This is a genomic window from Acinetobacter sp. VT 511, from assembly GCF_001077515.1.
Taxonomy (GTDB): Bacteria; Pseudomonadota; Gammaproteobacteria; order Pseudomonadales; family Moraxellaceae; genus Acinetobacter; species Acinetobacter schindleri.
On the sequence record NZ_LFRE01000067.1, the window covers coordinates 47,692 to 70,797 of the forward strand.

The 23,106-nt window shown below is 40.9% G+C and carries 25 protein-coding genes; 19 read left to right on the plus strand and 6 right to left on the minus strand.

The genetic code is table 11. The features are described 5' to 3' along the window. Window positions 1–42 precede the first annotated feature (42 nt). Window positions 43–1,167 carry an NADH:flavin oxidoreductase/NADH oxidase gene (locus ACS72_RS10090; RefSeq protein WP_048882036.1) on the plus strand — a complete coding sequence of 375 codons (1,125 nt, stop codon included), beginning with the start codon at window positions 43–45 and terminating at the stop codon, window positions 1,165–1,167. 81 nt (window positions 1,168–1,248) lie between these two features. Next, on the plus strand, window positions 1,249–2,184 hold the full coding sequence (locus ACS72_RS10095) for an AEC family transporter (protein WP_048882037.1): 936 nt from the start codon (window positions 1,249–1,251) through the stop codon (window positions 2,182–2,184). Window positions 2,185–2,231: 47 nt separating this feature from the next. Here ACS72_RS10095 and ACS72_RS10100 read toward each other — a convergent pair whose 3' ends face one another. After that, on the minus strand, window positions 2,232–3,050 hold the full coding sequence (locus ACS72_RS10100; RefSeq protein ID WP_048882038.1) for a tetratricopeptide repeat protein: 819 nt from the start codon (window positions 3,048–3,050) through the stop codon (window positions 2,232–2,234). 227 nt (window positions 3,051–3,277) lie between these two features. On the opposite strand from ACS72_RS10100, the gene ACS72_RS10105 reads away from it, so the two are divergent. Continuing rightward, entirely contained in the window at window positions 3,278–3,529 is a 252-nt protein-coding gene (locus ACS72_RS10105) for a hypothetical protein (RefSeq protein WP_048882039.1), read from the plus strand. 42 nt (window positions 3,530–3,571) lie between these two features. Here the strand turns inward: ACS72_RS10105 and ACS72_RS10110 are convergent, their stop codons facing one another. Both ACS72_RS10110 and ACS72_RS10115 read right to left on the minus strand, forming a co-directional pair. Further along, window positions 3,572–4,297 (minus strand): folate-binding protein YgfZ, encoded by a 726-nt coding sequence (locus tag ACS72_RS10110; RefSeq protein WP_048882040.1) that lies wholly within the window; start codon window positions 4,295–4,297, stop codon window positions 3,572–3,574. 116 nt (window positions 4,298–4,413) lie between these two features. Continuing rightward, window positions 4,414–6,552 (minus strand): multicopper oxidase family protein, encoded by a 2,139-nt coding sequence (locus tag ACS72_RS10115; protein ID WP_048882041.1) that lies wholly within the window; start codon window positions 6,550–6,552, stop codon window positions 4,414–4,416. 781 nt (window positions 6,553–7,333) lie between these two features. Between ACS72_RS10115 and acnD the strand changes: the two genes are divergently transcribed. From acnD to ACS72_RS10185, 15 genes are all read left to right on the plus strand, one after another. Further along, window positions 7,334–9,940: a Fe/S-dependent 2-methylisocitrate dehydratase AcnD gene (gene acnD / locus ACS72_RS10120; protein ID WP_048882042.1), complete on the plus strand. Its 2,607-nt coding sequence runs from the start codon at window positions 7,334–7,336 to the stop codon at window positions 9,938–9,940. A 135-nt stretch (window positions 9,941–10,075) separates the two neighbouring features. After that, a complete protein-coding gene (locus ACS72_RS10125; RefSeq protein WP_048882043.1) occupies window positions 10,076–11,836 on the plus strand; it encodes an ATP-dependent endonuclease in 1,761 nt (586 codons plus the stop codon). 103 nt (window positions 11,837–11,939) lie between these two features. Then, window positions 11,940–12,083, plus strand: a complete 144-nt coding sequence (locus ACS72_RS17490) for a hypothetical protein (protein ID WP_004814545.1) — start codon at window positions 11,940–11,942, stop codon at window positions 12,081–12,083. Between the two features lie 125 nt (window positions 12,084–12,208). Beyond that, complete coding sequence (locus ACS72_RS10130) at window positions 12,209–12,787, plus strand: DUF4126 domain-containing protein (protein WP_008304455.1); 579 nt, start codon at window positions 12,209–12,211, stop codon at window positions 12,785–12,787. A 187-nt stretch (window positions 12,788–12,974) separates the two neighbouring features. Further along, window positions 12,975–13,187, plus strand: coding sequence for a hypothetical protein (locus tag ACS72_RS10135; RefSeq protein WP_008304456.1), 213 nt, complete (start codon window positions 12,975–12,977; stop codon window positions 13,185–13,187). A 144-nt stretch (window positions 13,188–13,331) separates the two neighbouring features. Further along, on the plus strand, window positions 13,332–14,030 hold the full coding sequence (locus tag ACS72_RS10140) for a hypothetical protein (RefSeq protein ID WP_048882044.1): 699 nt from the start codon (window positions 13,332–13,334) through the stop codon (window positions 14,028–14,030). Between the two features lie 129 nt (window positions 14,031–14,159). Continuing rightward, window positions 14,160–14,417 (plus strand): hypothetical protein, encoded by a 258-nt coding sequence (locus ACS72_RS10145; RefSeq protein WP_004891618.1) that lies wholly within the window; start codon window positions 14,160–14,162, stop codon window positions 14,415–14,417. Between the two features lie 523 nt (window positions 14,418–14,940). Beyond that, window positions 14,941–15,180 carry a DUF6868 family protein gene (locus ACS72_RS10150; RefSeq protein WP_008304465.1) on the plus strand — a complete coding sequence of 80 codons (240 nt, stop codon included), beginning with the start codon at window positions 14,941–14,943 and terminating at the stop codon, window positions 15,178–15,180. A gap of 140 nt (window positions 15,181–15,320) precedes the next feature. After that, entirely contained in the window at window positions 15,321–16,034 is a 714-nt protein-coding gene (locus ACS72_RS10155) for an SIMPL domain-containing protein (protein WP_008304466.1), read from the plus strand. Window positions 16,035–16,199: 165 nt separating this feature from the next. Further along, window positions 16,200–16,865: an RluA family pseudouridine synthase gene (locus ACS72_RS10160; protein ID WP_008304467.1), complete on the plus strand. Its 666-nt coding sequence runs from the start codon at window positions 16,200–16,202 to the stop codon at window positions 16,863–16,865. A 597-nt stretch (window positions 16,866–17,462) separates the two neighbouring features. Further along, window positions 17,463–18,398: a DUF4041 domain-containing protein gene (locus ACS72_RS10165; RefSeq protein WP_008304469.1), complete on the plus strand. Its 936-nt coding sequence runs from the start codon at window positions 17,463–17,465 to the stop codon at window positions 18,396–18,398. A 239-nt stretch (window positions 18,399–18,637) separates the two neighbouring features. Then, the gene (locus ACS72_RS10170) at window positions 18,638–19,021 is read left to right on the plus strand and encodes a ribonuclease E inhibitor RraB (protein WP_004814565.1); all 384 of its coding nucleotides are present in this window, start codon (window positions 18,638–18,640) and stop codon (window positions 19,019–19,021) included. A 246-nt stretch (window positions 19,022–19,267) separates the two neighbouring features. Next, window positions 19,268–19,606, plus strand: coding sequence for a zinc ribbon domain-containing protein YjdM (locus tag ACS72_RS10175; RefSeq protein ID WP_004814566.1), 339 nt, complete (start codon window positions 19,268–19,270; stop codon window positions 19,604–19,606). A gap of 140 nt (window positions 19,607–19,746) precedes the next feature. Continuing rightward, window positions 19,747–20,109: a 5-carboxymethyl-2-hydroxymuconate Delta-isomerase gene (locus ACS72_RS10180; protein WP_008304470.1), complete on the plus strand. Its 363-nt coding sequence runs from the start codon at window positions 19,747–19,749 to the stop codon at window positions 20,107–20,109. 326 nt (window positions 20,110–20,435) lie between these two features. After that, complete coding sequence (locus ACS72_RS10185; RefSeq protein WP_008304471.1) at window positions 20,436–20,885, plus strand: nuclear transport factor 2 family protein; 450 nt, start codon at window positions 20,436–20,438, stop codon at window positions 20,883–20,885. A 131-nt stretch (window positions 20,886–21,016) separates the two neighbouring features. On the opposite strand, the gene ACS72_RS10190 is transcribed toward ACS72_RS10185, so the two are convergent. After that, window positions 21,017–21,787: a hydroxymethylpyrimidine/phosphomethylpyrimidine kinase gene (locus tag ACS72_RS10190; RefSeq protein ID WP_004814574.1), complete on the minus strand. Its 771-nt coding sequence runs from the start codon at window positions 21,785–21,787 to the stop codon at window positions 21,017–21,019. Between the two features lie 93 nt (window positions 21,788–21,880). Here ACS72_RS10190 and ACS72_RS10195 point away from each other — a divergent pair, with 93 nt between their 5' ends. Continuing rightward, a complete protein-coding gene (locus ACS72_RS10195; protein WP_034592406.1) occupies window positions 21,881–22,531 on the plus strand; it encodes an HAD-IA family hydrolase in 651 nt (216 codons plus the stop codon). Between the two features lie 148 nt (window positions 22,532–22,679). Here the strand turns inward: ACS72_RS10195 and ACS72_RS19625 are convergent, their stop codons facing one another. Then, window positions 22,680–22,835, minus strand: coding sequence for a hypothetical protein (locus ACS72_RS19625; protein ID WP_368677448.1), 156 nt, complete (start codon window positions 22,833–22,835; stop codon window positions 22,680–22,682). A gap of 90 nt (window positions 22,836–22,925) precedes the next feature. Beyond that, window positions 22,926–23,021 (minus strand): hypothetical protein, encoded by a 96-nt coding sequence (locus ACS72_RS19630; protein WP_368677449.1) that lies wholly within the window; start codon window positions 23,019–23,021, stop codon window positions 22,926–22,928. Window positions 23,022–23,106 lie beyond the last annotated feature (85 nt).

Genomic DNA, 23,106 nt, shown 5'->3' on the forward strand with positions numbered 1-23,106 from the left:
ATTTCTAGAGTGAAACTGTGCAATAAAAAGAGGAAATACAGCGTGGCATTACTATTTCAACCTATTCAATTTGGATCACTGCAACTTCAAAATAAAATCGTAATTGCGCCGATGTGTCAGTACTCTGCAACAGAGCAGGGGGAAATTACCTATTGGCATGAGCAGCAATGGGCCAATTATGCTTTGTCTGGTGCCGGTTTATGTATTGTGGAAGCGACTGCGGTACAGCCACAAGGTCGGATTAGCTATGCAGATCTGGGATTGTGGAATGATAGCCAGACAGCACAGATCAAGACCTTACTGGAAAAGGTGCGATCTCTTTCGCCAATGCCCTTTGCGATTCAGCTGGCACATGCTGGGCGTAAAGCCTCTACAGATAAACCTTGGGAAGGCAAGGGGCAAATTGCACCAGATCAGCCTTTAGGCTGGCAGACTGTCTCTGCCAGTGATATTCCCTTTCAAGCACATGAGCACCCACCAAAAGCCTTAAGTCTTGAGGAAATCCAGCAAGTAATTCAGGACTTTGCTGCCAGTGCCAAGCGTGCTGTCGAAGCAGGATTTGAGCTGATTGAGCTTCATGCTGCGCATGGCTATTTGCTGCATCAATTTATGTCACCTCTGTCGAATCAGCGCCAGGATCAATATGGCGGTTCATTTGAAAACCGGATTCGTCTGACTTTAGAGGTCTTTAAAGCGATGAAAGATGCGGTTCCTGAAGGCTATCCAATTGGCGTGCGTATTTCTGCAACCGACTGGATGAAAGAGGTTGAAAGCTGGAACATTGAGGCTGCTGTTGAACTTTCTGAAGCGCTGGAAGCATCGGGAGCTGTTTATATCCACGTTTCGAGTGCAGGTTTACATGTAGACCAGAAAATTGATGTGCATCCGAATTATCAGGTTCCTTTTGCAGAAGCGATTAAAAAGGCGGTCAATATTCCAGTGATTGCGGTCGGTTTGATTACGGAAGCAATGCAGGCAGAAGGAATTCTACAATATGGACAGGCAGATGCTATCGCGCTTGCGCGTGGCATTTTGTATGATCCACGCTGGCCATGGCATGCAGCTGCGACACTCGGTGAAACCGTAGAGGTGACGCCTCAGTATTTGCGTTGCCAGCCACACGGTTTGCGTGATCTGCTTAAGCCTTTCTCCTCAGCGGACAAATAAAACTGCTTGTTGAATGAGTGGAAGTTAATCGTTCAGGGATGAACATATTAAGGAACAATGCAGTAAAACTGCAGAAAATTAATGTTATTCACTATTCTATTTCCAATTTGTGCCGTCGTGTTTTTAGGTTATATCGCTGCACAAACCCAATTTATCACCCCCTCGCTGATTACGGCGATGAGCCAGTTTGTAATGAAGATTTCCTTGCCAGCTTTTCTGTTACAAGCCTTGGCAAGTAAACATCTCAGCGATATCTGGAGTCCACAGTATTTTATTGCCTATGCAGGCGGTTCTTTGCTGCTCTATGGCGCGGTATTTTTCTGCTGCCGCTATTTCTTCAAGGTTTCTCTCACTGAGTCCGGTGTGCTGGCCATGGGTGGCTCCATGTCCAATACCGGGTTTATCGGCACGGCGATACTGACTTTATTGATTGGTTCACATTCAGCAATTTATCTTTCATTGACTCTTATTGTAGAAAATCTGCTGATCGTGACCTTGATGCTGATTCTGGCTGAACGGGGTCTGCAGGCTCCCGGTACAACTGGCAAAAGTATATTGACTGGAACATTGCTACGGATCTTGAAAAATCCGGTGATTCTTTCGATTATGCTGGGTATTTTGTGCATAGTTCTAGATATTCAACTACCAGAATTACTTAGCTCTACCTTAAAAATGTTAGGGCAAACTGCATCGCCACTGGCCTTATTTGTGATTGGTGGTAGCCTGATTGGCATGAATCTCAGCTCACTGACGGCCTTTAGCTGGTTCCTGACAGCCATGAAAGTCCTCGTCATGCCATTGCTGATTTTCAGTTTATTATCGGCTTTTGATGTCAGTCGTGAGATGCTTTTTATCGGCACATTGCTGGCGGCATTGCCAATGCCAATCGCTTTTGGGATTTTTGCCCAGCATTATGGGGTACAGGAAAAAGCTTTACCGCCATTGGTACTCAGTACCTTAATGGGCTTTATTGTGGTGGCAGTCATCCTGACTCAGTCTGGCTATTTTCTCAGTTAAACATTCCAATAAAAAAGCCCCGAATCAGGGGCTTTTTATAGCTTAGGTTAGCTTTTCTTTTGCGCCGTTGGTTGAGCTGGTTTCTTGCTTTGTTCAGCAATCATTTTCTCTACTGCCGCCAGAGACTCTTTGGCCTGTGGAATATTTTCCTGAGCCAAGGCACTAAAGATTTTCTTCGCTTCAGGCAGGTTTTGCGGCACGATATTACCATTGGCAAACATGTTAGCGACTGCCATCAGGGCAGGGATATAGCCTTTCTTGGCAAGCTCCTGAATCGAGCTTAAACCTTGCTGAATCGGTTTTTCATCCTTATTTTTAAAGCCCATGCTGATGTCATACAGGGCTTTGGCATGAATCGCCTGGAAATTATCTTTTTTAACCAGTGGTTGAAGTTTTTTCAGTGCTTGCTGATCAGAAGCAGGTTTTCCTTCAGCAAAAAGTAACACTGCCAGATCCACAGTAGCATCATCAAAACCGGCACTAGATGCGCGTTCCAGATATTGTTTGGCTTTGGTCAGATCCTGTTTCAGCCCCATTGTGCCACCTGCATAATTTTTACCGAGGACATAGTTGGCAACTGGGTAGCCTTTGCTTGCTGACTGTTCATACAGTTGTACCGCTTTTTTCTCATTCTTTGCGGTGCCCTGACCAGTCTGGGTTAAATAGCCTAAGTTATACAGTGCTTGAGCATTCCCTTTCTGTGCTAACTCATTTAGTAAAGTGTGAGCACCCTTAAAGTCATTGGCTTTGACTAGGGCTTCAACCTTGGCAAATTGAGGATCAACTGCTTCAGCTTTGGTATTTGCATTGGCAAGTGCATATTGAGTTGAAACTGCGAGCATCGCAGCAAATATTATTTTTTTCATGGTTCCTGGACCTTGTTGTATGCAACACCTGATTCCGTGGTGTTTTTTAAATTATTACAGCTACATCATAAAATGATTTTATACTTTGTAAATATCCTAATTGTCACGAAATACAAATATAATAGAGAGTGATGAAGAGAAGATGAAGACTATTTTTACCACAAAACTTTGAAATTCTATGAATCTCTGATTAAATCCGCGTTTGAGCCATGAAGTAGGGTGAAACAATGTTTATTAAAGGCATTAAGCGTGCATATGATCAAATCAGTAAGGATGCCAGTATCGCTGATGAGGATAAGTTCGATGCATTACTCATGCGATTGGGTCAAAACTTTTTAGTCAGCAATGAAGACCGTGTATATATTTTTGAGCATGAAGGTAAAACCGCACGCTTCGATGCGAAACATGCACGCGCTTTTCATTTTAAAGATTATGTGATTAAAGACATGAACAAATTGTTCCATGATTTTAATCTTTAAAAAAAATCCTCCATATAGGAGGATTTTTTTAAGGTGATTTTCTTATTGTGGACGAGCGACATCACCACTAAGTGCTTCAGGCAGGTCGAGTACAGTCAAACCTAATTCAATAAGCGCTTCCGGTTTGGCAACCACGAGTGCTTTAAAGCCGCCGTCAATATTGACACTGTTTACGACTTCTACATCATTATTCAGTTTACTTGCGATAGCAGGTGCTGCACCTGTACCTTGTACCAGATGCAACCAGTGTTTCGGTTTGGCTTTGAACCATAAACGGGCAATGACTTCCTGACCGAGGTAACACCCCTTGTCATAGTGGATGCCTTCACGCTGATGCAGGCGCAGTTCTTGTGGCTGGAATTGTTCTGCGGTTGCTGCCTGAATCCATGCCTGACCTGATTCAATTGCATTCATTTCCCAAGCTTGAGTATCCGTTGCTTCAGGACCAAATTCGCTATGAATACCTACAGTAACTGGATAAGCTGAACCTACTTCTTCCAGCTTCATTTTGGAGAAAGCGCCAAACTTGCGGATGTGCTTGGCAAAGTCTTCGGCCTGATCAGCAGTCACAACAATTTCAAAGCTTTCAGCGTTAATTTTTTTCAGCCATAAACCAAATAGAATGCGTCCTTTTAAACTACAGATTGCGGTATAGCGTGTCTGGTTTTCAGCCAAGGCTTCAGTATTTAAAGTCACTTGACCTTGCAGGAATTTTTGCGCATCTACTCCATTCAGCGTAAATAAGGTAAAAGCAGGAGATGTTGCCATGATCAGCCTCAGTTTGAATACTAAAAATCAATCAAGCTATTGTGCAGCAAGCATTATCTCTAGGCAAATAAAAAAGCCCGCAATATCAGATGCAGGCTTTTAATTAAAAGCGAGAGTTAATGATGATGGTCATGTGAACCAGGTAAATCGGCATTACAGTCAAATTTGCCGCCACAGATTCGTACATATTCCATCATGCCCTGATCTTCATGATCGAGAATATGACAATGCTGTACAAAGTCACCTTCGAATTTCTTGTAATGACTTCGAACAATCACTTCATATCCCGGTTTAACAAAAATGGTATCCTTGAATTGTCCTTTTAAACCTCGGTACTGGACATCATCCAGCTCATTGGGCGTGGTTGCAGGTTCAGATATTGCTTCACTTACGTCCTTTTTATCCGGGTTTAAAATTTTAACAATCTGGAACGGATTGACATGGATATGGAAAGGATGTCCCAGATTTGCGCTGGTCAGTACCCATTCATCGACTTTACCTATTTCTAGCTTACGCACATATTTGCCATTGACCACACTTTCTCCAGTGAAGGTTTCTCCAAAACTATAAATGCCTGGATGATCAGCATAGCGATAACCGAATTTACCATTTGGACCAAAAGAGGCATCAAAAGTAGAGCGTTGTGGCGGTCGGTCTTGAATCAGCTTATCTATTTCTCTGGTCATCAATGAGGGATGATCAGTAAAGGCAGACAGATTAAGTTGCGCTAATTGCGCCTGAATTTCCTTGCTTAAGCCGATTTTCTGTGCCTGATCTCTTAAAAACTGAGCAGCAGTTTGCGCCTTCAACTTGGTGGATTTTACATTTACCCAGCCCAGCAGCTGTGCATTTAGCCCATTGTTAGGAGATAACTGTGGGGTGATTTCACCGGAAGTTCTGGTATTGATTTCATCATCAACATTTAATCTTGAATCAAAGATGCAGTATTTATTGGTGGAGGGAAAGCTGAGCATGGCATCGTGACGATAACCTGGCTGGAACACGGAAAGGGTACGGGTCTGGGCCTGGGTCATCGTTAAACCGTCTTGGGCAATCGTGTGAACTGGCAGGCTGGTCAGTTGATCGAAAGCAACTTTTGAGGCGGGAATGAGAATATCCCCCTGATAGGAAAGACAGGTATCCACCGTTTGTTTGGCAGTATATTGGCTGGAGCCAGGTAATTCTTTAATGATTAGGCCAATAGTGTCCCGGACCCCTCCATGAATCATACGCCAGCGATTAAATTCATTTTGATTGACCTGAATTTCGCCTAATACTTTGCCATTAATTGAAGTGTAGTAGTTATTTAACCCCCAAGAGTTGAAGCTATTCAGACCAGCATAGTTTTCCATCGTGCCTATGCCTGCACCTTTACAATCATTGCTGTTTAAAGATTGGCCTTCAGTGTCAGTACAGTCATATTGAATTTGCTGGAAGACCAGGATTTTTTCATTTGCATCATTATGCTTGGCTTTATCTTTCCATAAAATGTCGAGATCACCTGTAAACGTCACCTTGCCATTTTTCACTTTAGGTACACGGCTTCCTTCCACAATGAGCGGACCAGCCATCCCACTAGATACCTGAATTGCGGTCGAGCCATGTAAATGGGCATGGTACCAGTAAGTGCCCGCAGGATGATTGGGTTCAATCTTATATTGATAGTCAAGATTCGCCTGTGGGGCAATTTTCAGAAAGACATTGTCACTATTTCCCTGAGGGCTGACCCAGAAACCATGTGTATGCAGGTTGGTGGTATTAAAACAATGGGGTTCATTCGGATCGAGAATATTTTCACAGCTTTCAGGTGTTTCATCAGGTAGCTGATTATTTAAATTAATCGACAAGGTTTCACCCTGTTTGACCCGAATCTGTGGACCAACCAGTTCATCTACAATTCCGGTTTCACGTGCTTCCTGCTTGTTCAATAAACTGGCTTTAGTCAAGTAACCCCGAACCAGTAATTGATCCCATTGCAATTGCCTCGGGTTATAAATCTTATTGGTCTTATATGCCGCAACCAGTTCGTATTTACCTTTAGCACCTTTTTGCAGCAAGGGTGGATTATTAATGCGTGATTCCGATTTACCAGAGGCGGGGGGGGAAGGGGGAGAAGGATGATCCGGTTTAGTGGGGTGGGTAGGAGTAGGTTTAGTCGGATTGTATGGATCGGAGGGCTTTTTCCCTCCAATCCAGCTGGAAGCCAAAACTGCCACTAATACAGTAATGATCCCAATAATGGCGATCTGTAACATGTTCTTCACCTTTATTAATTTTTATGTTGTGTGTTGTTGTTATGAAGTACTTACCGCCTAGATGTACTGAAATGTTTTAAGGGTGAATATCACCAAATTGGGATATACAGATAGATGACAGGGAAAGGTCAAAACTATTCAAGTAATAAGCTACCCAAAAGAAGTATTAAGTTTTTGAATTAATTATGATATTTAAAGTAATTTGCAAGAAATCATCGACTGTAAAAAAATCTTAAAAAAGTTAGGGATTTTAATCTGACTCACTTGCTTTACAGGTTCTCAGGTACCAAGCGCATATTACATTTTCCTAAAAACTAAAAAGAGATAGAAATAAACCTGGAAAATTTTATTGATGCTATGGTTTATTGTCAGGCTAAGGACTTTGCCAAAGATGAAAAAGAGTCAAAAAATTATCTATTCAACTAGTGCTATTTCTACCCAGAAACTCAGTTCATCTAAAAATCGTCTTTTGCCTTTAAATGAAAAAATAAAAGATACCGTTAATCTTAAATAAGTCTATTTTTTGAGCTACAAGGCTATTCTCATACTAAAGAATAAGAAGGATTTGCCCGGTTTTTTTCTAGAAAATAAGGATTTAGAGCCATTCTTTTAAAGAATATGTATCCATTTATTTCAAAAACGCTATTTTTTATATATAAGTTTATGAAATATAAAAGATTTGGGAAATGGCTTTTCCACAGTGTACTATGCCTGCAAAACGATGTGAAACATCTACAACAAGTATGCAGTACAAAAGAACGATTCAAGAGGCAGGTAAGCTATGAACAACAACTACCGTAAACCACTGCAAGGTACCCAGCTGGAATATTACGACGTGTGTCAGGCCGTTGAAGATATTCAGCCAGGCGCATATGCCAAGCTTCCCTATACTTCCAAAGTGCTGGCAGAGCAGTTGGTACGCCGTTGTGATCCTGCCATTCTGGAACAGTCACTACGTCAGCTAATTGAGCGTAAACAGGACCATGATTTCCCGTGGTATCCAGCCCGTGTGGTATGTCATGACATTTTGGGGCAAACGGCACTGGTCGATCTTGCCGGTCTGCGTGATGCGATTGCCGATCAGGGCGGTGACCCCTCCAAAGTCAATCCGGTGGTGCCAACCCAGCTGATTGTCGACCACTCGCTGGCAGTGGAATATGGCGGCTTTGATCCGGATGCATTTGAGAAAAACCGTGCGATTGAAGACCGCCGTAACGAAGACCGTTTCCATTTTATTGAATGGACCAAAACGGCTTTTGAAAATGTTGATGTTATTCCAGCCGGTAACGGCATCATGCACCAGATCAATCTGGAAAAAATGTCACCGGTGATTCAGAACCGTGACGGTGTTGCATTCCCGGACACTTGTGTTGGTACAGATTCGCATACGCCACATACTGATGCATTGGGTGTAATTTCGGTGGGTGTTGGTGGCCTGGAAGCTGAGAACGTGATGCTGGGCCGTGCATCTTGGATGCGTCTGCCAGATATTATCGGTGTAGAGTTAGTTGGACAGCGTCAACCGGGCATTACCGCAACAGATATCGTTTTGGCCTTAACTGAATTCCTACGTAAGGAACGTGTTGTGGGTGCGTACTTAGAATTCTTTGGTGAAGGTGCTGACAGCATGTCAGTGGGTGATCGCGCCACAATTTCTAATATGACCCCTGAATATGGTGCAACGGCTGCCATGTTCTATATTGATCAAAACACCATTGATTATCTGACCCTGACTGGTCGTGAATCAGAACAAGTCAAACTGGTTGAAGGCTATGCCAAGGAAATTGGTCTGTGGTCATCGGAAATGACACAAGCGGAATATCCACGTGTATTGCGTTTTGACCTGTCGACTGTGACCCGTAATATTGCTGGTCCATCGAATCCGCATGCGCGTGTTTCAACTGCTGACCTGAAAGAAAAAGGTATTGCCGGGGTAGTAGAAAACCGTACCGATGGCCTGATGCCAGATGGTGCGATCATCATCGCGGCGATCACTTCATGTACCAATACTTCCAACCCACGTAATACTGTTGCAGCAGGTTTATTGGCACGTAAAGCCAATGAGCTTGGTTTAGTGCGTAAGCCATGGGTGAAATCATCTTTTGCACCGGGTTCTAAAGCAGCTGCGCTGTACTTGGAAGAAGCAGGTGTACTTGAAGATCTGGAAAAACTCGGCTTTGGTATCGTAGCTTATGCCTGCACCACCTGTAACGGCATGTCAGGTGCGCTTGATCCAAAGATTCAGCAGGAAATTATTGACCGTGACCTGTATGCCACAGCGGTATTGTCCGGTAACCGAAACTTCGATGGCCGTATCCATCCGTATGCAAAACAGGCTTTCCTGGCATCTCCACCATTAGTCGTGGCTTATGCAATTGCCGGTACGATTCGTTTTGATATCGAAAAAGATGCACTAGGCACAGACAAAGATGGCAATCCGATTTACCTGAAAGACATCTGGCCATCTGATGAAGAAATTGATGCTTTGGTAAAAGAGTCAGTCAAGCCGGAGCAATTTAATAAAGTTTATATTCCAATGTTTGATCTGGGCGAGCGCGAGAAGGCAGCGAGTCCACTGTATGACTGGCGTCCGCAAAGTACCTATATTCGTCGTCCACCGTACTGGGAAGGTGCACTGGCTGCACCGCGTACACTCACCAACATGCGTCCACTGGCTATTCTTGGCGATAACATTACCACCGACCATTTATCGCCTTCAAATGCGATTGTGCGTGATTCGGCAGCGGGTGAATACTTAGCAAAAATGGGTGTGCCCGAGGAAGACTTTAACTCTTATGCGACGCACCGTGGCGATCACCTGACTGCACAGCGTGCAACCCTGGCGAATCCTAAGTTGTATAACGAAATGGTGGTCCGTTCTGATGGCACCATCAAGCAGGGTTCAAAAGCACGTGTGGAGCCGGAAGGCGAAGTGATGCGCATGTGGGAGGCGATAGAAACCTACATGAACCGCAAGCAGCCGTTGATCGTGATTGCTGGTAAAGACTATGGTCAGGGTTCAAGTCGTGACTGGGCTGCGAAAGGTGTGCGTCTGGCAGGTGTAGAAGCGATTGTGGCTGAAGGTTTTGAGCGTATTCACCGTACTAACCTGGTGGGTATGGGCGTTCTTCCACTTGAGTTTAAACCGGGTACAGACCGCAAGACTTTAAAGCTGGATGGTACTGAGCTATATAGCGTGATTGGTAATATTGCACCACGTTCGACTTTGACACTTGTGATTGAGCGCGCAACTGAAGATGGTAAGGAACAGACGATTGAAGTGCCTGTGACCTGTCGTCTGGATACCGAAGAAGAAGTATCTGTGTATGAAGCAGGAGGGGTATTACAACGCTTTGCGCAGGATTTCTTGGAAGGGAATGTGGCTTGATTTAAGTTACTTCTTTTTAATCCACCCCAACCCTCCTTTTTCAAAGGAAGGTTGGGGTGGATTAAAGTTATTGAATTTGTTTAAAAAACGCTCTAATGTTCATTGGGGCGTTTTTTAAATTTGGGGAAAATAAAAATGCATAGAATAAGTGAGATAACTATAAAAAATTTCAAATCATGTATAGATACACAATTGAAATTAGAACCTTTTACAGCATTAGTCGGTTATAACAATGCTGGAAAATCTAACATTTTAAAGTGTATTGATATTTTAGTTAGGGGTAAAGCGCAAGAGCAATCAAGTTTTTATAATAAAGATGAACAGTTAGAGATAATTGCTTTGGTGCAGGGATTGGACGGTAATGCATTAGGTCATTTATCAGAAGCCCAGCGCGAAAGTCTTGTTCCTTATATTGAAAATAATTCTACTAGAATTAGATTTCTACAGAAAAAGCCAGGAACAGGTAGAAATGCGGTTCAAATGGAAGTTCAGAAACCAAATTCAGATAATGATCAATGGAATAATCCTAATGGATTACCACAAGCTATAACCACGCTTTTTCCTGAACCAACCTTCATTAATTCAATGGAGGATTCAGCAGAAGATGTTTTCAAGGTCAAAGCTGGAAATACTATAGGAAAGTTAATTGCAATTTTGCAAAAGCAAATTGTTGAAACGAATGTAGACGTAGTAAATAGTGCTCTAGCTGAAATTGGTTCTAAATTAAATTTAAGTGGTAGTGAACGATTAAAAGAGTTTGAAGAGTTTGATATTGAAATTAGTCAAAAGGTAGCAGATTTTTTCCCCGGTTTGAAATTAAATATCGATATACCTACACCTGATATAAGTGATCTATTTAAACAAGGTAGATTAAAAGTAACAGAGGATAGTAGCGATCGTGTGACAGATTTTAACGATATGGGACATGGTGCACAGAGAGCAATTCAGATGACGCTAATACGTCATTTATCAGAAATAACTAAAGATGTTTCTAAAGATGGGAAAACTAATTTGCTATTGATAGATGAGCCTGAATTATTTTTGCATCCACAAGCAATTGAGTTATTAAGAGCGTCCCTCAAATCCTTATCTAAAAAAGGTTATCAAGTAATATTTACAACACATTCCCCTTTTATGATTGAGCAAGAGGATATTCCTTATACAAATATAGTCCGTAAAAACAATAGAGGTACTCGTGTTGAAGTTCGTTTGAATGAGGCTATTATAAAAGTTCTAAATAGTAATGAGGCGCAAGCACGCTTGTTATTTGAAACTTATAATTTAGGGCAAATATTATTTTCTGATAGTGTATTGATTGCCGAAGGTGATACAGAAAAACATGTTTTACCAAATTTAATTAAAAAGGTGACGGGTAAATCGCTAGGTGAATTGAAGTTAGCTCTCGTGGTAGCGACTGGCTCACAAAATATTCCTGGGATGATTAAGATATTAAAAGAAATGAACATACCTGTTAAAGCATTGGCGGATTTAGATTTTGCTTTTACAGCGCATAAGTTTCAGTTAATAGAGAGTGGGCATCCATGTATTGAAAAGTGTTTAGAAATTATTGGAAAATTACAACCTATACATGGTTTCAGCTTACAAGGTCGTTATCCCACAGGAGGGAATGGATACAAGAGTGCACAAGTATATGAATTGTTGGCTCAAGATGAGCAAGCGCTCGAACCTATTGAGAGTTTAATAAACCATTTTAAAACTCAATCCATTTGGCTATGGAAATTAGGAGCTATTGAACCGCATCTTTGTTTAGAAGCTAAGCAAACAGGTGAATGGTATAAATTTAGAAAAAATTTACAGGATAAAGAACTTGAGGATGTTGTTGCTGATCCTTTAGTAATTAAACAGTTTGCAACGTGGTGTACATTACAAAGCTGATCTTCGCCCAAATGCCACCATCATTTACAAAAATGGACAATAGACATTCATCACCAGAGGGTTATACTAGTTTCACCATTTTCTAAAACAACGGAGAACAAAGATGGTTATTGCTGGCTCTAAACCGGGAACAGGTTTCTATTTTTGTGTTCAATGTGGACATCGCGTTTACTTAGAAATTGGTACAGACCGCTTACCACCGTGTACCAAATGCCAAGGCACCCAATATAACGATAAGGTTGCCTAAGCTACAGCAAAAAATAAAACAGAAAAACCTGTTTTAAATAAAAGCCCTATTACCCCATAGGGCTTTTTGCTATTTTAGAGAGAAAGAAAAATCACCCATCGCCACAAACAGGTTTGGAGCGCAGTATGGAAACGATCCTCGGTTTATGTATTGGTATTGGACTCAGTGCAGCGTGTGGCTTTCGTATATTCGCACCTTTGCTGGTCATGAGTATCGCTTGTAATCTGAACTGGTTTGAACCGATCCAGGGCTTCGGCTGGCTGGCTTTACCCTCGGTTTGTTTGACACTGGGCATCGCGACCTTATGTGAAATCATCGCTTACTATATTCCCTGGGTGGATAATATCCTTGATATTATTGCTACCCCCGCAGCTGTCATTGCTGGAACCGTATCTACGATGGCAGTAAGTAGTGGGGAAATGTCGCAGTTTATAGCTTGGGCAACCGCATTAATTGTAGGTGGAGGCACCGCCGGAGCAGTACAATTTGGTACGGTGGCTTTGCGAGGTTTATCAACTACCACCACCGGTGGAGTAGGAAATCCGGTCATTTCTACGGGGGAGTGGGTCAGTGCGATCTTGATTTCAATTTTATCCTTCTTGGCACCTGTAATGCTGGTGATAGTATTAATTATTGCTGCCATCTGGTTTGTACGCTGGTTTAAACAGATCAAGAAAAAAAAAGCTGATCCTGGTATAGCATAAATCCTCTAAGTCACTGTTTTATAAATCTAAAACTAAATAGTAAGTTCATGTGAAAGGACTAAAAAAACTCTAAAAAGTGATTGATTTTTATTCATTAAAGGCATAATTTTAGTATGGGATTAATAAATACATACTTTTATTATGATTTTAATCCCTACCTTTATAAAAAAGAATATGGGGAGTTTGCATGGATATGATCAAGTTTGTGATTGATGAGCATACGACAGACAATGGTGCACATCTGATCCATAATTCAACGATGGGGTGTGAAGACTTGCCTGATCCTGATGCTCAGATTCTGATTGGTTATTTTGCCAATTATGAACTGGCGTATAAGCGTGCGCGCATGAACTGGCCTAGAGAGAAAGTGACCGGTTGTGAAAAATGCTGCAAGGCATAACTCATGAATCAATCAGTAATTAAAAATGAATATGATGTTGAGATTTTTGACCCTGCCATTGTGTAGGGTCATTTTGTTTCAGCTTTCATCTTTCTATGTTAAAAATAATAAGCAACATGTGCCTATACATATGAGATCAGGAAAATGAAAATAGCAAAACTTGCAGTTTTTTTCAGTGCAACCATATTGATCTCGAATGCAGCCGTAGCGCAACAAGCTTTAAAGCCCCAACAGCGCCAGTCACAACAAGATCAAAAAACTTTTCAAGCCTATGTCCCTAAAAACTATTCTTTCTTTGAAGTAGTAAAAGGTGACTTGAATAAAGATGGTGTGCCAGATGCTGTACTGATTGTCAAAGCTACAGATCCTAAAGCTTTAGTTAAAGATGAATATCGTGGAACCTTAGACCGGAACCGCCGAGGTATCATTGTTCTTTTGGGGCAAAAGGACAAGAACACTTATAAACAGTTTCTGCAAAACCTGAACTGTTTCAGCTCGGATCAGGAAGATGGTGGGGTGTACTATCCACCTGAACTGGTGCCTGAAATTAACAAAGGACTACTGCAGCTTACGTATCAGCATGGACGTTATGGCTATTGGAGCTATAAATTCCGTCTTCAGAATCTGGATATGCGACTGATTGGCTATGACCAGTTTTCTCATCATGGTCCTTTGCTTGAATCGAAAACCAGCTTTAATCTGCTGACTGGCAAAAAAATCTATAGTAAAAACCTAATCACGGATCCGGAGCGCAAACCAAAATATAAAGAAACGCACTCAGTGCATAAAAAGTCACCTATTTATTTATCCAAAATTAAAGACTTTGATCAAATCACATTTTAAATATCTAACTGCCTGAAATTGGCGCACATTTTGCAATTTATTTAATACGAGGATGCAAAGCTTCATCTAATCGCAGAGCTTTGACTTAATTTAGTGCGCTTTTATGCACGATAAAGAGGGCAATTGAGTATGGATATGACCAACCACGTTTCTGAATCCCCGAAACTACCGCTTTCTGCACATGCCTGTGCGGCCTGGTCGCTCATATTTGTGCCTTTTTGTGGGGTAATTGGGCTGATCTATTTTGCGCTGGCTTATCTGATCAATCTGAAAGTACTGACATCTGAATTAAGCAAAATGAATAAAGTACTGGCAATTATCATGTCCGGGATGTGTGCCATGAGTGGCTGGTGGTTTACTGCACAATGGTTGCAGGGAACTTTTTAAAGTGAAAAAAAGGAGAAAAGGGGTAAATAAAATTCCAATAAAGCTCCTTTTTTTAAAATAAAACGTCATAAAAATGAGTCAATGAGATTTATTTCTCTGAATTTTCTTTTAAATCGGAATAATTTTTCAAAAATTAGAAAAATGATAAAAACATAGGAAATTAATTCCGTGTGCTCAAGGCTAATATATGTCTCAAGGGTGTGACGGGATCGGAAAGAGTAGCATGCTGTGAGCGGCGCAAAACGCGAGAGCAGTACTTACCCAAAAGGTCTTGATCCGGCTTAGGACGCTATGAACCAGAAGTTTGTAGGCTATAAGATCAATTCTTACAAAGATTGATAGTTGAAGTAAACCATCACGAGTTTTCCCAACACCCTAAAAATTCTCCAGTAAAACCCATTAGAAAATATAAAAATAACTCTTCTATTCAAATCTCCTTAACAGTGTTATATCCGCCATTTCTTATTATTCAGTCAATTTATGCTAGTCTGGAAATTGAACCGTATCCTTTAGAGGAATCGCGATGGAACTTGATTTCTGGCGGAAATTTTTACTGTATGCATTGTTCGTTAATTACAGCATATTAATATTCTGGTTCCTGATCATTGTCTTTGCCCGCGACTGGGTCAAACAGTTGCATGGAAAATGGTTCAAGCTCTCAGATTCAACCTTTGATGCCATTCATTATGCGGGTATGGCACTCTATAAGATTGGTATTTTTCTATTTAATCTAGTGCCTTTATTGGTTTTATATCTGATGTAGATATAGAGAGAAATAATAGATTTGAATCTTTTATTAACGTGACTTTAACCTGTGGTCGAATAGTAATCTCAAAGACCCAGTTCAACTTATTAAAATTATGCAACTAAAAACAACAACATCGCTAAAAGGAGTTCAGGCAAATGAATCAGTTTAAACCCGCCCTGATTTTAGGTGCACTCATCGGCTTAGGAATGATTATAGCGGGATGGATTCTGGGGAATAGTGCCGTCAAGATCAAACAGTATGAACGAATTGTTTCGGTCAAAGGCCTGTCTGAACGTGAAGTTAGGGCAAATGTCGCGGTCTGGCCGATTCGCTTTAGTTCGGCCAGTCAGGATGTGACTCAGCTTTATGACGTGATGGAACTACAAACCCAGCAAATCCAGACGTTCCTGAAAGGTGAAGGCTTTAAAGCCGAAGAAATTACCACGGGAGCACCCGTCACCACAGATAAATATGCACAGCAGTATGGCGGAGATGCCAATGTTGCCCTGCGTTATACCGCACATCAAACCATTACCGTATATACCCATAATATTGATGCAGTACGGGCAGCACAAACCCGTTTAGCAGAACTGGGTAAAAAGGGCATTGCCTTTGGTGGCGATGATTCTGGACAACGAACTGAGTATCTATTTACTGGCTTGAATGACATTAAACCAGCGATGATTGAACAGGCCACACAAAATGCTCGGAGCGTGGCAGAAAAATTTGCAGCTGATTCACAAAGTCGTCTAGGAAAAATCAAAACTGCTAATCAGGGTCTGTTCAGTATTGAAGATCGCGACAGTAATACACCCTATCTTAAAAAAGTTCGTGTCGTATCTACAGTCGATTACTATCTGGCAGATTAAATTGACCGGAAGCAATTCAGCAGTACGATCTGAGCAGCTTAAACCCGGCTGGCCAAGTCGCAAGCCGAGTATAACCTCCTTAAATCAACTTCCTGTAAACGTTCAGATTGACACACTGAATTGACATTGTTATTTTGCGCATCTTTCTCCCCATGCAATTGCGCCATGCCACTAAACGATAACTTTGTTTACTGCCCACCTCAAGATCCGATTAAAATTCTCTATGAAGATGAGGATCTGGTGGTGATTGAAAAACCGGCAGGGTTGTTGTCGGTGCCGGGTCGTCTGCCAGAGCATCATGACAGCGCTTATTTACGTGTGTGCGAGCAATTTCCGGAAGCACGAATTACCCATCGCCTGGATATGGGTACTTCCGGAATTCTGATGTTTGCCAAGCATCGTGATGCAGAAGTGGCAGTCAGTAAAATGTTTCAGGCACGTACAGTGAATAAGCATTACATCGCTTTGGTACAAGGCAAACTGGTCGGTGAGGGTGAAGTTAATGCCCCACTCATCACTGACTGGGAAAATCGGCCACGTCAGATGGTACATACGGAACTGGGCAAGCCCTCTAAAACCCTGTATCAAGTGTTGGATTATGATGTGGCACAAGATATTAGCCGTGTCTTATTAATGCCGATTACCGGGCGTTCACATCAACTGCGTGTACATATGATGCATATTGGTCATCCGATTACTGGCGATAAAATTTATCACCCCGAACCACTGCGCAGTCCGCTGCAACGTATGGCCCTGCATGCCAGTTATCTTGCATTTACCCAGCCCTTAAGTGATAAACCGGTAGAAATTCACGGTAGTGTGCCTTTTTAATATTTTCTAGTTTCGACTCCATGTTTTATTAAATAATATTTGAATTTCTGGAATGAATGCAGAACACTTTACTCATCTATTGCGTTGTATAAAGTGTGAGAAAATATTTCATATTTTTTCTTTAATTCTCCAAATTTACTTATTTTTTGATCTAAAAAGCATTAGTTTAAATATAGTTATGTGCTTTGTTGAACTATGTAAATTTATAAGTTTACCTATCTTAATACTGTCTCATGAAGAAAATTAAATTTTTAAAAAGATCAAAATTTGGTAAATTTAAATCTATGTTATCAAACAATATTATATTTTAATTTTGATAAAAATTAAGAAATATAATATTATTTCATTAGATTCAATAACTTACTGTCTATCTTATAAGTTAATTCATACTTAAAGCTTTAATATTTTTATTCTGGCAAGATTTCAAGAGATAAAACAGTAAAATTCAACAAAAATATCAATATTATTAAATATTTATACCTAATTCTAGTGATAGGATTTTTGAGAAAATCAGTGCAAACTAAGAATCTTTCATAAGTTCTTTGATTTGATTTAAAGCATTTTTCTTATTGTATTTTTTTAATTAGGGCACGGACGATGTCAAGTATTATTTTATTCGTTCTGGTGGGGATACTATCTGGCGTACTTGCAGTCACACTAAACAAATTAAAATCCCTGCGTGGAAACCTCGATGTTTTACAAAACAATCTGGATCATGCACGTCATAAACTGACAGATTATGAACAACAGGTAGAAGATAGTGAGTACGAGTTGTCTCAGCTACGCGTGCAGATCAGTAGTTTACGCACGACTTTAGAAAAATATAAGAAATACCAGGAGATCTGCGAAATTGAACAATATGTCATTAACCGTACCTTACAGGCTGAAAATTTTGTAAAAATGACCAAGGTTGATGCTTCAATCATGGTGGATGATATTAAAGGCTATATCGAGCGGGTGAAGGCATTTATAGAGGGTTATCAGGCTAAGGCAATTCAAAAGGTTGATCAGCAGGCACGGGAAAAACTGCAACGTTATTATAAACAGGCACAAGAAGAATATCGCTTGCAGGATGTGGTTACTGCCTTAGAGCATAAAATTCATGGTTATCAGTATGGATTCTCGCTAGCAGCTAAAGATGTTTTGACTGAATTAATAGAGGGTTATCAGGAGCAAGATACTGCAAGACATTTACAGGATATTCGTGAGCAAATTGAGCAGGCGATTCGAGACAAAAAAGTTGCGCAATGCAACTATGTCGATGAAGATCGCCGTAATACCACCATGGATATGATCAGTCTGGCCTTTAACAGCCGTGCCGACCTGTATCTGTCTCGTTTAACTGCAGATAATCTGGGACAGATGCTACAGGCGCTGCAAGATGATTTTTATTTAATTAATCATAAAGGGCAGGATTTAAGTCAGGCTCGCATTCAGCAATCGTATCTGGATTTACGTTTGCAAGAGCTCAAGTTTGCAGCCTTACTTCTGGAATTAAAGAAAACACCAGGAAAAGTTCTTCACCTGGCTTAAGCCGCTTAGTCAAAAAAATTAGGCGTAAAATGAGGATGAAAATATCTCCAAAATAAGCAGTCAAAAGTATCTCTACTAGTTAAAAGTTAAAGAGATACTTTAAAAATAAAACTTCGATTTGATATATAAAATCAGTCATTTAAAAACTGTAAAAAATGTTATTTTTCCTATCGTATCCTGTATAAAAATCAGCTAATCTAATTTGTATAATAAAACGGCAGCATAATAAGGACAGCCCTATGTCACGTGATTATCAGCAGTTCCCGGATGATGAAAATGGCAATGTACTCTGGCAGATGTTTCAGGATGGCGATGATCTGACTGAAGCACATGAAATTGAATTTTCGATTGCATTTAATGAAGAATCTCAGGCTGATCGCTGTGCTTTGCATCTATTAAAAGAAGAACAGAAAATCAGCCTGTTTCAGGATGAAGAAAGCGATACACTCGAGTGGGTGATCACGATTTTCGTTTATATGGAACCGAGCTACGAAGATATTGTTGATCTGGAGCAATGGTTTACCAAAATCGCGAGTGAATTTGGTGGCGTTTATGATGGTTGGGGCTGTATGGCTTATGTATATGACGACATCGACGATGATGATACGCCTTTGACCAGTTAAAGCTAAACAAAATTTTTATAACACAGAATGAAGAGTATAAGCCCAGCCCGTCTGGGCTTTTTCTTCTGGTGAATCAACAGTTTATTAATGAATAATTCAAACTGATATTATTTAAAACGAATAGAGGAATTGTAGAAATTAAATCCATATAAAATATAAGGTATAAAATGCTATAATGATTTTTTAATTTATTCATTTCTTATTTTTATTTTTATTTTTATTTTTATTTTTATTTTTGAGGTTCTTATGAGTCTACCCCATTGTCCAAAATGCCAGTCTGAATACACCTACGAAGATGGGGATTTACTGATTTGTCCTGAATGTTCGCATGAATGGAAAGAGGGTGAAGATACAGAAGAGCAGCTAATCATTAAGGATGCCAATGGTAATGTTCTTGCTGATGGTGATAGTGTAACAGTGATCAAAGACCTGAAAATTAAAGGTTCCTCATCTGTGGTGAAAGTTGGAACTAAAGTAAAAAGTATTCGCCTGTTGCCAGATGCAGCAGATGGTCATGATATTGACTGTAAAATTGAGGGTATTGGCGCAATGAAGCTCAAGTCTGAATATGTGAAAAAAGCATAATCCAGTCCTGATCTGTTTTAATCTATTAAAGTTTGAACCAGAATGGCGGTTTAAAAAATAGGCCGTCATCACCTGCCTTGGCTTACATTTTATTTCAGACGGGGCATAATCAAGAAAAAATACTGAGTAAATAAAACCTCATGCCTCATCTTCATATTGAATATTCAGATAATATCCAGAATCTGGAGGTCAAGCCGATGCTGCTTAAGATTCACCAGGCCTTATATACTGCAAATTATATTCAGGATCCGAATGATTTAAAAAGCCGGGCAATTTGTCAGCAGAATTATGTGATTGGACTGGATTTGCATACCACTCAGGCCTATGTACATGCAAAAGTATCCTTATTGTCGGGGCGTAGTCCTGAATTGAAACAGGCAATTTCCCAGTGTGTCTTAGCAGTGCTACGACAGCATGTACCAGCCCAGCAGGGTTTGACAATACAGCTCTGTGTAGAAATCATAGAAATGCCAAAGGACTGTTATAGTAAAGCCTTTATTTAACTTTAGTTTAACAATACTTGTATGTTGTTGAAATTATAATTATTATTTTTCGGGATTGTTATGTTGTGACACAACTAAAATCTAGCAAACAGTAAAAAATAACTTAAATAAGCTTAAATTAACTGGGTTCCTTCTCAAGTTTTATGGAAGTTGTTTAGCTAACAATAAAATGATCTTTAAAAAATGAACTTTATGGGGCTTTTAGTATATTTGATGATCTTAACTAGTTAAGGTTTTTTTGCTGTAATTCTAAAAAAATCTATGTCCTTCTGTAGGGGCAGATTGCAGTGATTATTTGACCATTTAAAAAATATAAGAGAATAGAGATGAAAATATTCGGGGACGCATCTTTAGGTAGAGAAATAGTTGATTTATTACATGAATGGGATAGTGCAATAACAGGCTTGGATATTCAGAATGTGCTTAAGTTGTGTGTATCAGATGTCAGGTTTTTTGATTTAAGTACAGAAGTTCATGGTCTGAAAGCTTATGAACAGAAATGGAATCTTTACAAGCCTTATATGCTGCATGGAGTGACCATACAGCGACATGACGTGACAATCCACGTAGAGCCTCATTTAGCTTTCATTCATGGTTATGTCAAACTTACACCAGCAAATGCTGACAAAGTAAAGTGGCTTCCCTCAGTGAAATGGTGTCGTACTAGCTTATGTTTGAAAAAGGAACAAGGGCAATGGAAAATGGTGCATCAGCATATTTCGGTACCGGTAGAGATTGAAACACATAGCATGAAAGTATTAGAGCTAACCATTTAAATCTATAATGACATTATTTATATGAATTCATTCGCTATTTAAGTTCTCTACTATAGGGCAATGTTTAAGTTGAATTCCAATAAAAAAAAGAGCCTGAATGATTTAGGCTCTTTTTATTTGCAGAATGAGTATTAACCAAAGCGTTTTGGAATTTTCTGTCCATTAGGTATAGGGGTTTCAGCATTTTTTAATACACCGAATAACCAGGTTTCAGCATGCTGTACGGCAGTCTTGAGCTGATCGCCTAATGCTAAACGACCGGCAATGAAACTGGCCAGTGAACAGCCTGAACCATGATATTCACCCTCCAGACGAGCACAACGGGTCTGGTTCACCAGTTCACCCTGAATATATAAACTGTTCTGGATATAATCTGGAGTATCTTCATGACCGCCTTTAACCAGTATAGCTTTGGCACCCATGGCAAACAGTTTTTGTGTCGCAAGTTCCAGATCCTGCTCACCTGTCAGTGCACGCAATTCCACTGTGTTCGGTGTAATAATAGTTGCATGAGGGATCAATTGGGTAAAAGCCTTGACCAAGGTTGCTTGATCTCCCAATGAGCCACCACTGTTCGCGACAAGTACCGGATCAAGCACATAAAAATATTCAGGATGCTCAGCAAGAAACTCGGCTAGGGCTGCAATATTGTCGGTAGTACCAAGCATGCCGGATTTGACACCACAGATGGGCAAGTCACCGACTACCGCATGAGCTTGTGCAAGCAATAGGCTTTTTGATGTCGCTTCAAAGCCAAATACCTGTTGAGAGTTCTGAATAGTAAGGGCGGTACAGGCTATTGCAGCATGAGCCCCGCTTTGGCCAATAGCTTCAATATCAGCCTGGAGACCTGCTCCACCTGAAGGATCCAAACCTGAAAAGCATAGTACGGTAGGGCGCAAAACGATGTCCTTAAACTCTAGATTTGCGTTAGTATAGGCAAAATTTCATGAACACTCGATACCCATTTGCATCGAAGTAACCGGAGGACTGTGGTGATTCAGAATATCCTGATTGATCTGGATGGAACCTTAACTGATCCTAAAGTAGGGATTACCACTTCAGCACGTTATGGCTTGGAAAAAATTGGCCATCCTATTAGTCCCGATACCAATATTGACTGGATTATTGGACCACCGCTTAAAGCCTCACTCGCTAAAATTCTGAACGTTGCAAGCAATCACGTGCTGGCAGAGCAGGCACTAGAAGCCTATCGGGAACGTTTTGCAGTCACCGGACTATATGAAAATAAAGTCTTTCCCGAAGTAGCTGAAACTTTAGCTGAACTCAAACGCCGTGGATATCGACTATTTCTTGCGACTGCTAAACCCACCGTTTATGCACGACAGATTCTTGAACACTTTGAGCTAGATCAATATTTTGAAGGCATTTATGGCAGTGAGCTAAATGGTGATCGTACCAACAAAGGCGACCTGATCGAATACATCTTGCAGCAAGAGCAGTTAAATCCAGATACTTGTATTATGGTGGGAGATCGTGAGCATGACATTTTTGGTGCTAGACGTAATGGGATAGAAACTATTGCAGTCACCTATGGCTATGGTTCACCAGAAGAATTTGCTCAAGCTGAGCCCAAATTTCAGATTCAACGCTTTAATGAAGTTTTTGATTGTCTAGGTAAATAATTTTTATATTTTAAAATTCTACGCTTTGTATATTTAAAATAATCTCGATTTATATTTCATGGGCGAATTCAAACATGAGGTGCGACAGTTTCAAAAGCCATATGATAATCAACAAGCTGAGCAAATTTCTCTAATGGTGTAAGCCAATCTAACGCCTTTCTAGGACGCAGATCATCGCGTGGGAGACCTGACCTTTGCTCGCGATGCGGATGGCCTTGCTCACCTTGCCGCTGGACGCGGTGAGGATGATGTCGCCCGGCATGAGCCGTTCGACCTTGATGCGGCGGATCTCTTCGTCAGGCATGGCGCACCGTCAGCGCAGGTTGTTGAAATCGAGCGTTCGAGCGAGAGCGCTGCGAACCATAGCGCTTTATGCGATGTTGAAGAGGCCGGATTATTGGCTGACAGGGCCGATCCAGAGAATCTCGAGAACGCTGGGTCCGCGTTGCCATGCCTCGACTTGCACCATATTGCCTTCGTGAACGCACATATCTTCGAGCGTATCAAGACGCTAGACCGGCCCGTCCTCGATTTCGAGGAGTGGACCTCGTTCACTGATACGGACGATTCCGCGC

What these genes read in the sequence shown, in the direction of transcription:
- ACS72_RS10095 (WP_048882037.1), top strand. Translation starts at nt 1,249, where the DNA reads ATGTTATTCACTATTCTATTTCCAATTTGTGCCGTCGTGTTTTTAGGT.
- ACS72_RS10100 (WP_048882038.1), bottom strand. Translation starts at nt 3,050, where the DNA reads ATGAAAAAAATAATATTTGCTGCGATGCTCGCAGTTTCAACTCAATAT.
- ACS72_RS10105 (WP_048882039.1), top strand. Translation starts at nt 3,278, where the DNA reads ATGTTTATTAAAGGCATTAAGCGTGCATATGATCAAATCAGTAAGGAT.
- ACS72_RS10110 (WP_048882040.1), bottom strand. Translation starts at nt 4,297, where the DNA reads ATGGCAACATCTCCTGCTTTTACCTTATTTACGCTGAATGGAGTAGAT.
- ACS72_RS10115 (WP_048882041.1), bottom strand. Translation starts at nt 6,552, where the DNA reads ATGTTACAGATCGCCATTATTGGGATCATTACTGTATTAGTGGCAGTT.
- acnD (WP_048882042.1), top strand. Translation starts at nt 7,334, where the DNA reads ATGAACAACAACTACCGTAAACCACTGCAAGGTACCCAGCTGGAATAT.
- ACS72_RS10125 (WP_048882043.1), top strand. Translation starts at nt 10,076, where the DNA reads ATGCATAGAATAAGTGAGATAACTATAAAAAATTTCAAATCATGTATA.
- ACS72_RS17490 (WP_004814545.1), top strand. Translation starts at nt 11,940, where the DNA reads ATGGTTATTGCTGGCTCTAAACCGGGAACAGGTTTCTATTTTTGTGTT.
- ACS72_RS10130 (WP_008304455.1), top strand. Translation starts at nt 12,209, where the DNA reads ATGGAAACGATCCTCGGTTTATGTATTGGTATTGGACTCAGTGCAGCG.
- ACS72_RS10135 (WP_008304456.1), top strand. Translation starts at nt 12,975, where the DNA reads ATGGATATGATCAAGTTTGTGATTGATGAGCATACGACAGACAATGGT.
- ACS72_RS10140 (WP_048882044.1), top strand. Translation starts at nt 13,332, where the DNA reads ATGAAAATAGCAAAACTTGCAGTTTTTTTCAGTGCAACCATATTGATC.
- ACS72_RS10145 (WP_004891618.1), top strand. Translation starts at nt 14,160, where the DNA reads ATGGATATGACCAACCACGTTTCTGAATCCCCGAAACTACCGCTTTCT.
- ACS72_RS10150 (WP_008304465.1), top strand. Translation starts at nt 14,941, where the DNA reads ATGGAACTTGATTTCTGGCGGAAATTTTTACTGTATGCATTGTTCGTT.
- ACS72_RS10155 (WP_008304466.1), top strand. Translation starts at nt 15,321, where the DNA reads ATGAATCAGTTTAAACCCGCCCTGATTTTAGGTGCACTCATCGGCTTA.
- ACS72_RS10160 (WP_008304467.1), top strand. Translation starts at nt 16,200, where the DNA reads ATGCCACTAAACGATAACTTTGTTTACTGCCCACCTCAAGATCCGATT.
- ACS72_RS10165 (WP_008304469.1), top strand. Translation starts at nt 17,463, where the DNA reads ATGTCAAGTATTATTTTATTCGTTCTGGTGGGGATACTATCTGGCGTA.
- ACS72_RS10170 (WP_004814565.1), top strand. Translation starts at nt 18,638, where the DNA reads ATGTCACGTGATTATCAGCAGTTCCCGGATGATGAAAATGGCAATGTA.
- ACS72_RS10175 (WP_004814566.1), top strand. Translation starts at nt 19,268, where the DNA reads ATGAGTCTACCCCATTGTCCAAAATGCCAGTCTGAATACACCTACGAA.
- ACS72_RS10180 (WP_008304470.1), top strand. Translation starts at nt 19,747, where the DNA reads ATGCCTCATCTTCATATTGAATATTCAGATAATATCCAGAATCTGGAG.
- ACS72_RS10185 (WP_008304471.1), top strand. Translation starts at nt 20,436, where the DNA reads ATGAAAATATTCGGGGACGCATCTTTAGGTAGAGAAATAGTTGATTTA.
- ACS72_RS19625 (WP_368677448.1), bottom strand. Translation starts at nt 22,835, where the DNA reads ATGCCTGACGAAGAGATCCGCCGCATCAAGGTCGAACGGCTCATGCCG.
- ACS72_RS19630 (WP_368677449.1), bottom strand. Translation starts at nt 23,021, where the DNA reads ATGTGCGTTCACGAAGGCAATATGGTGCAAGTCGAGGCATGGCAACGC.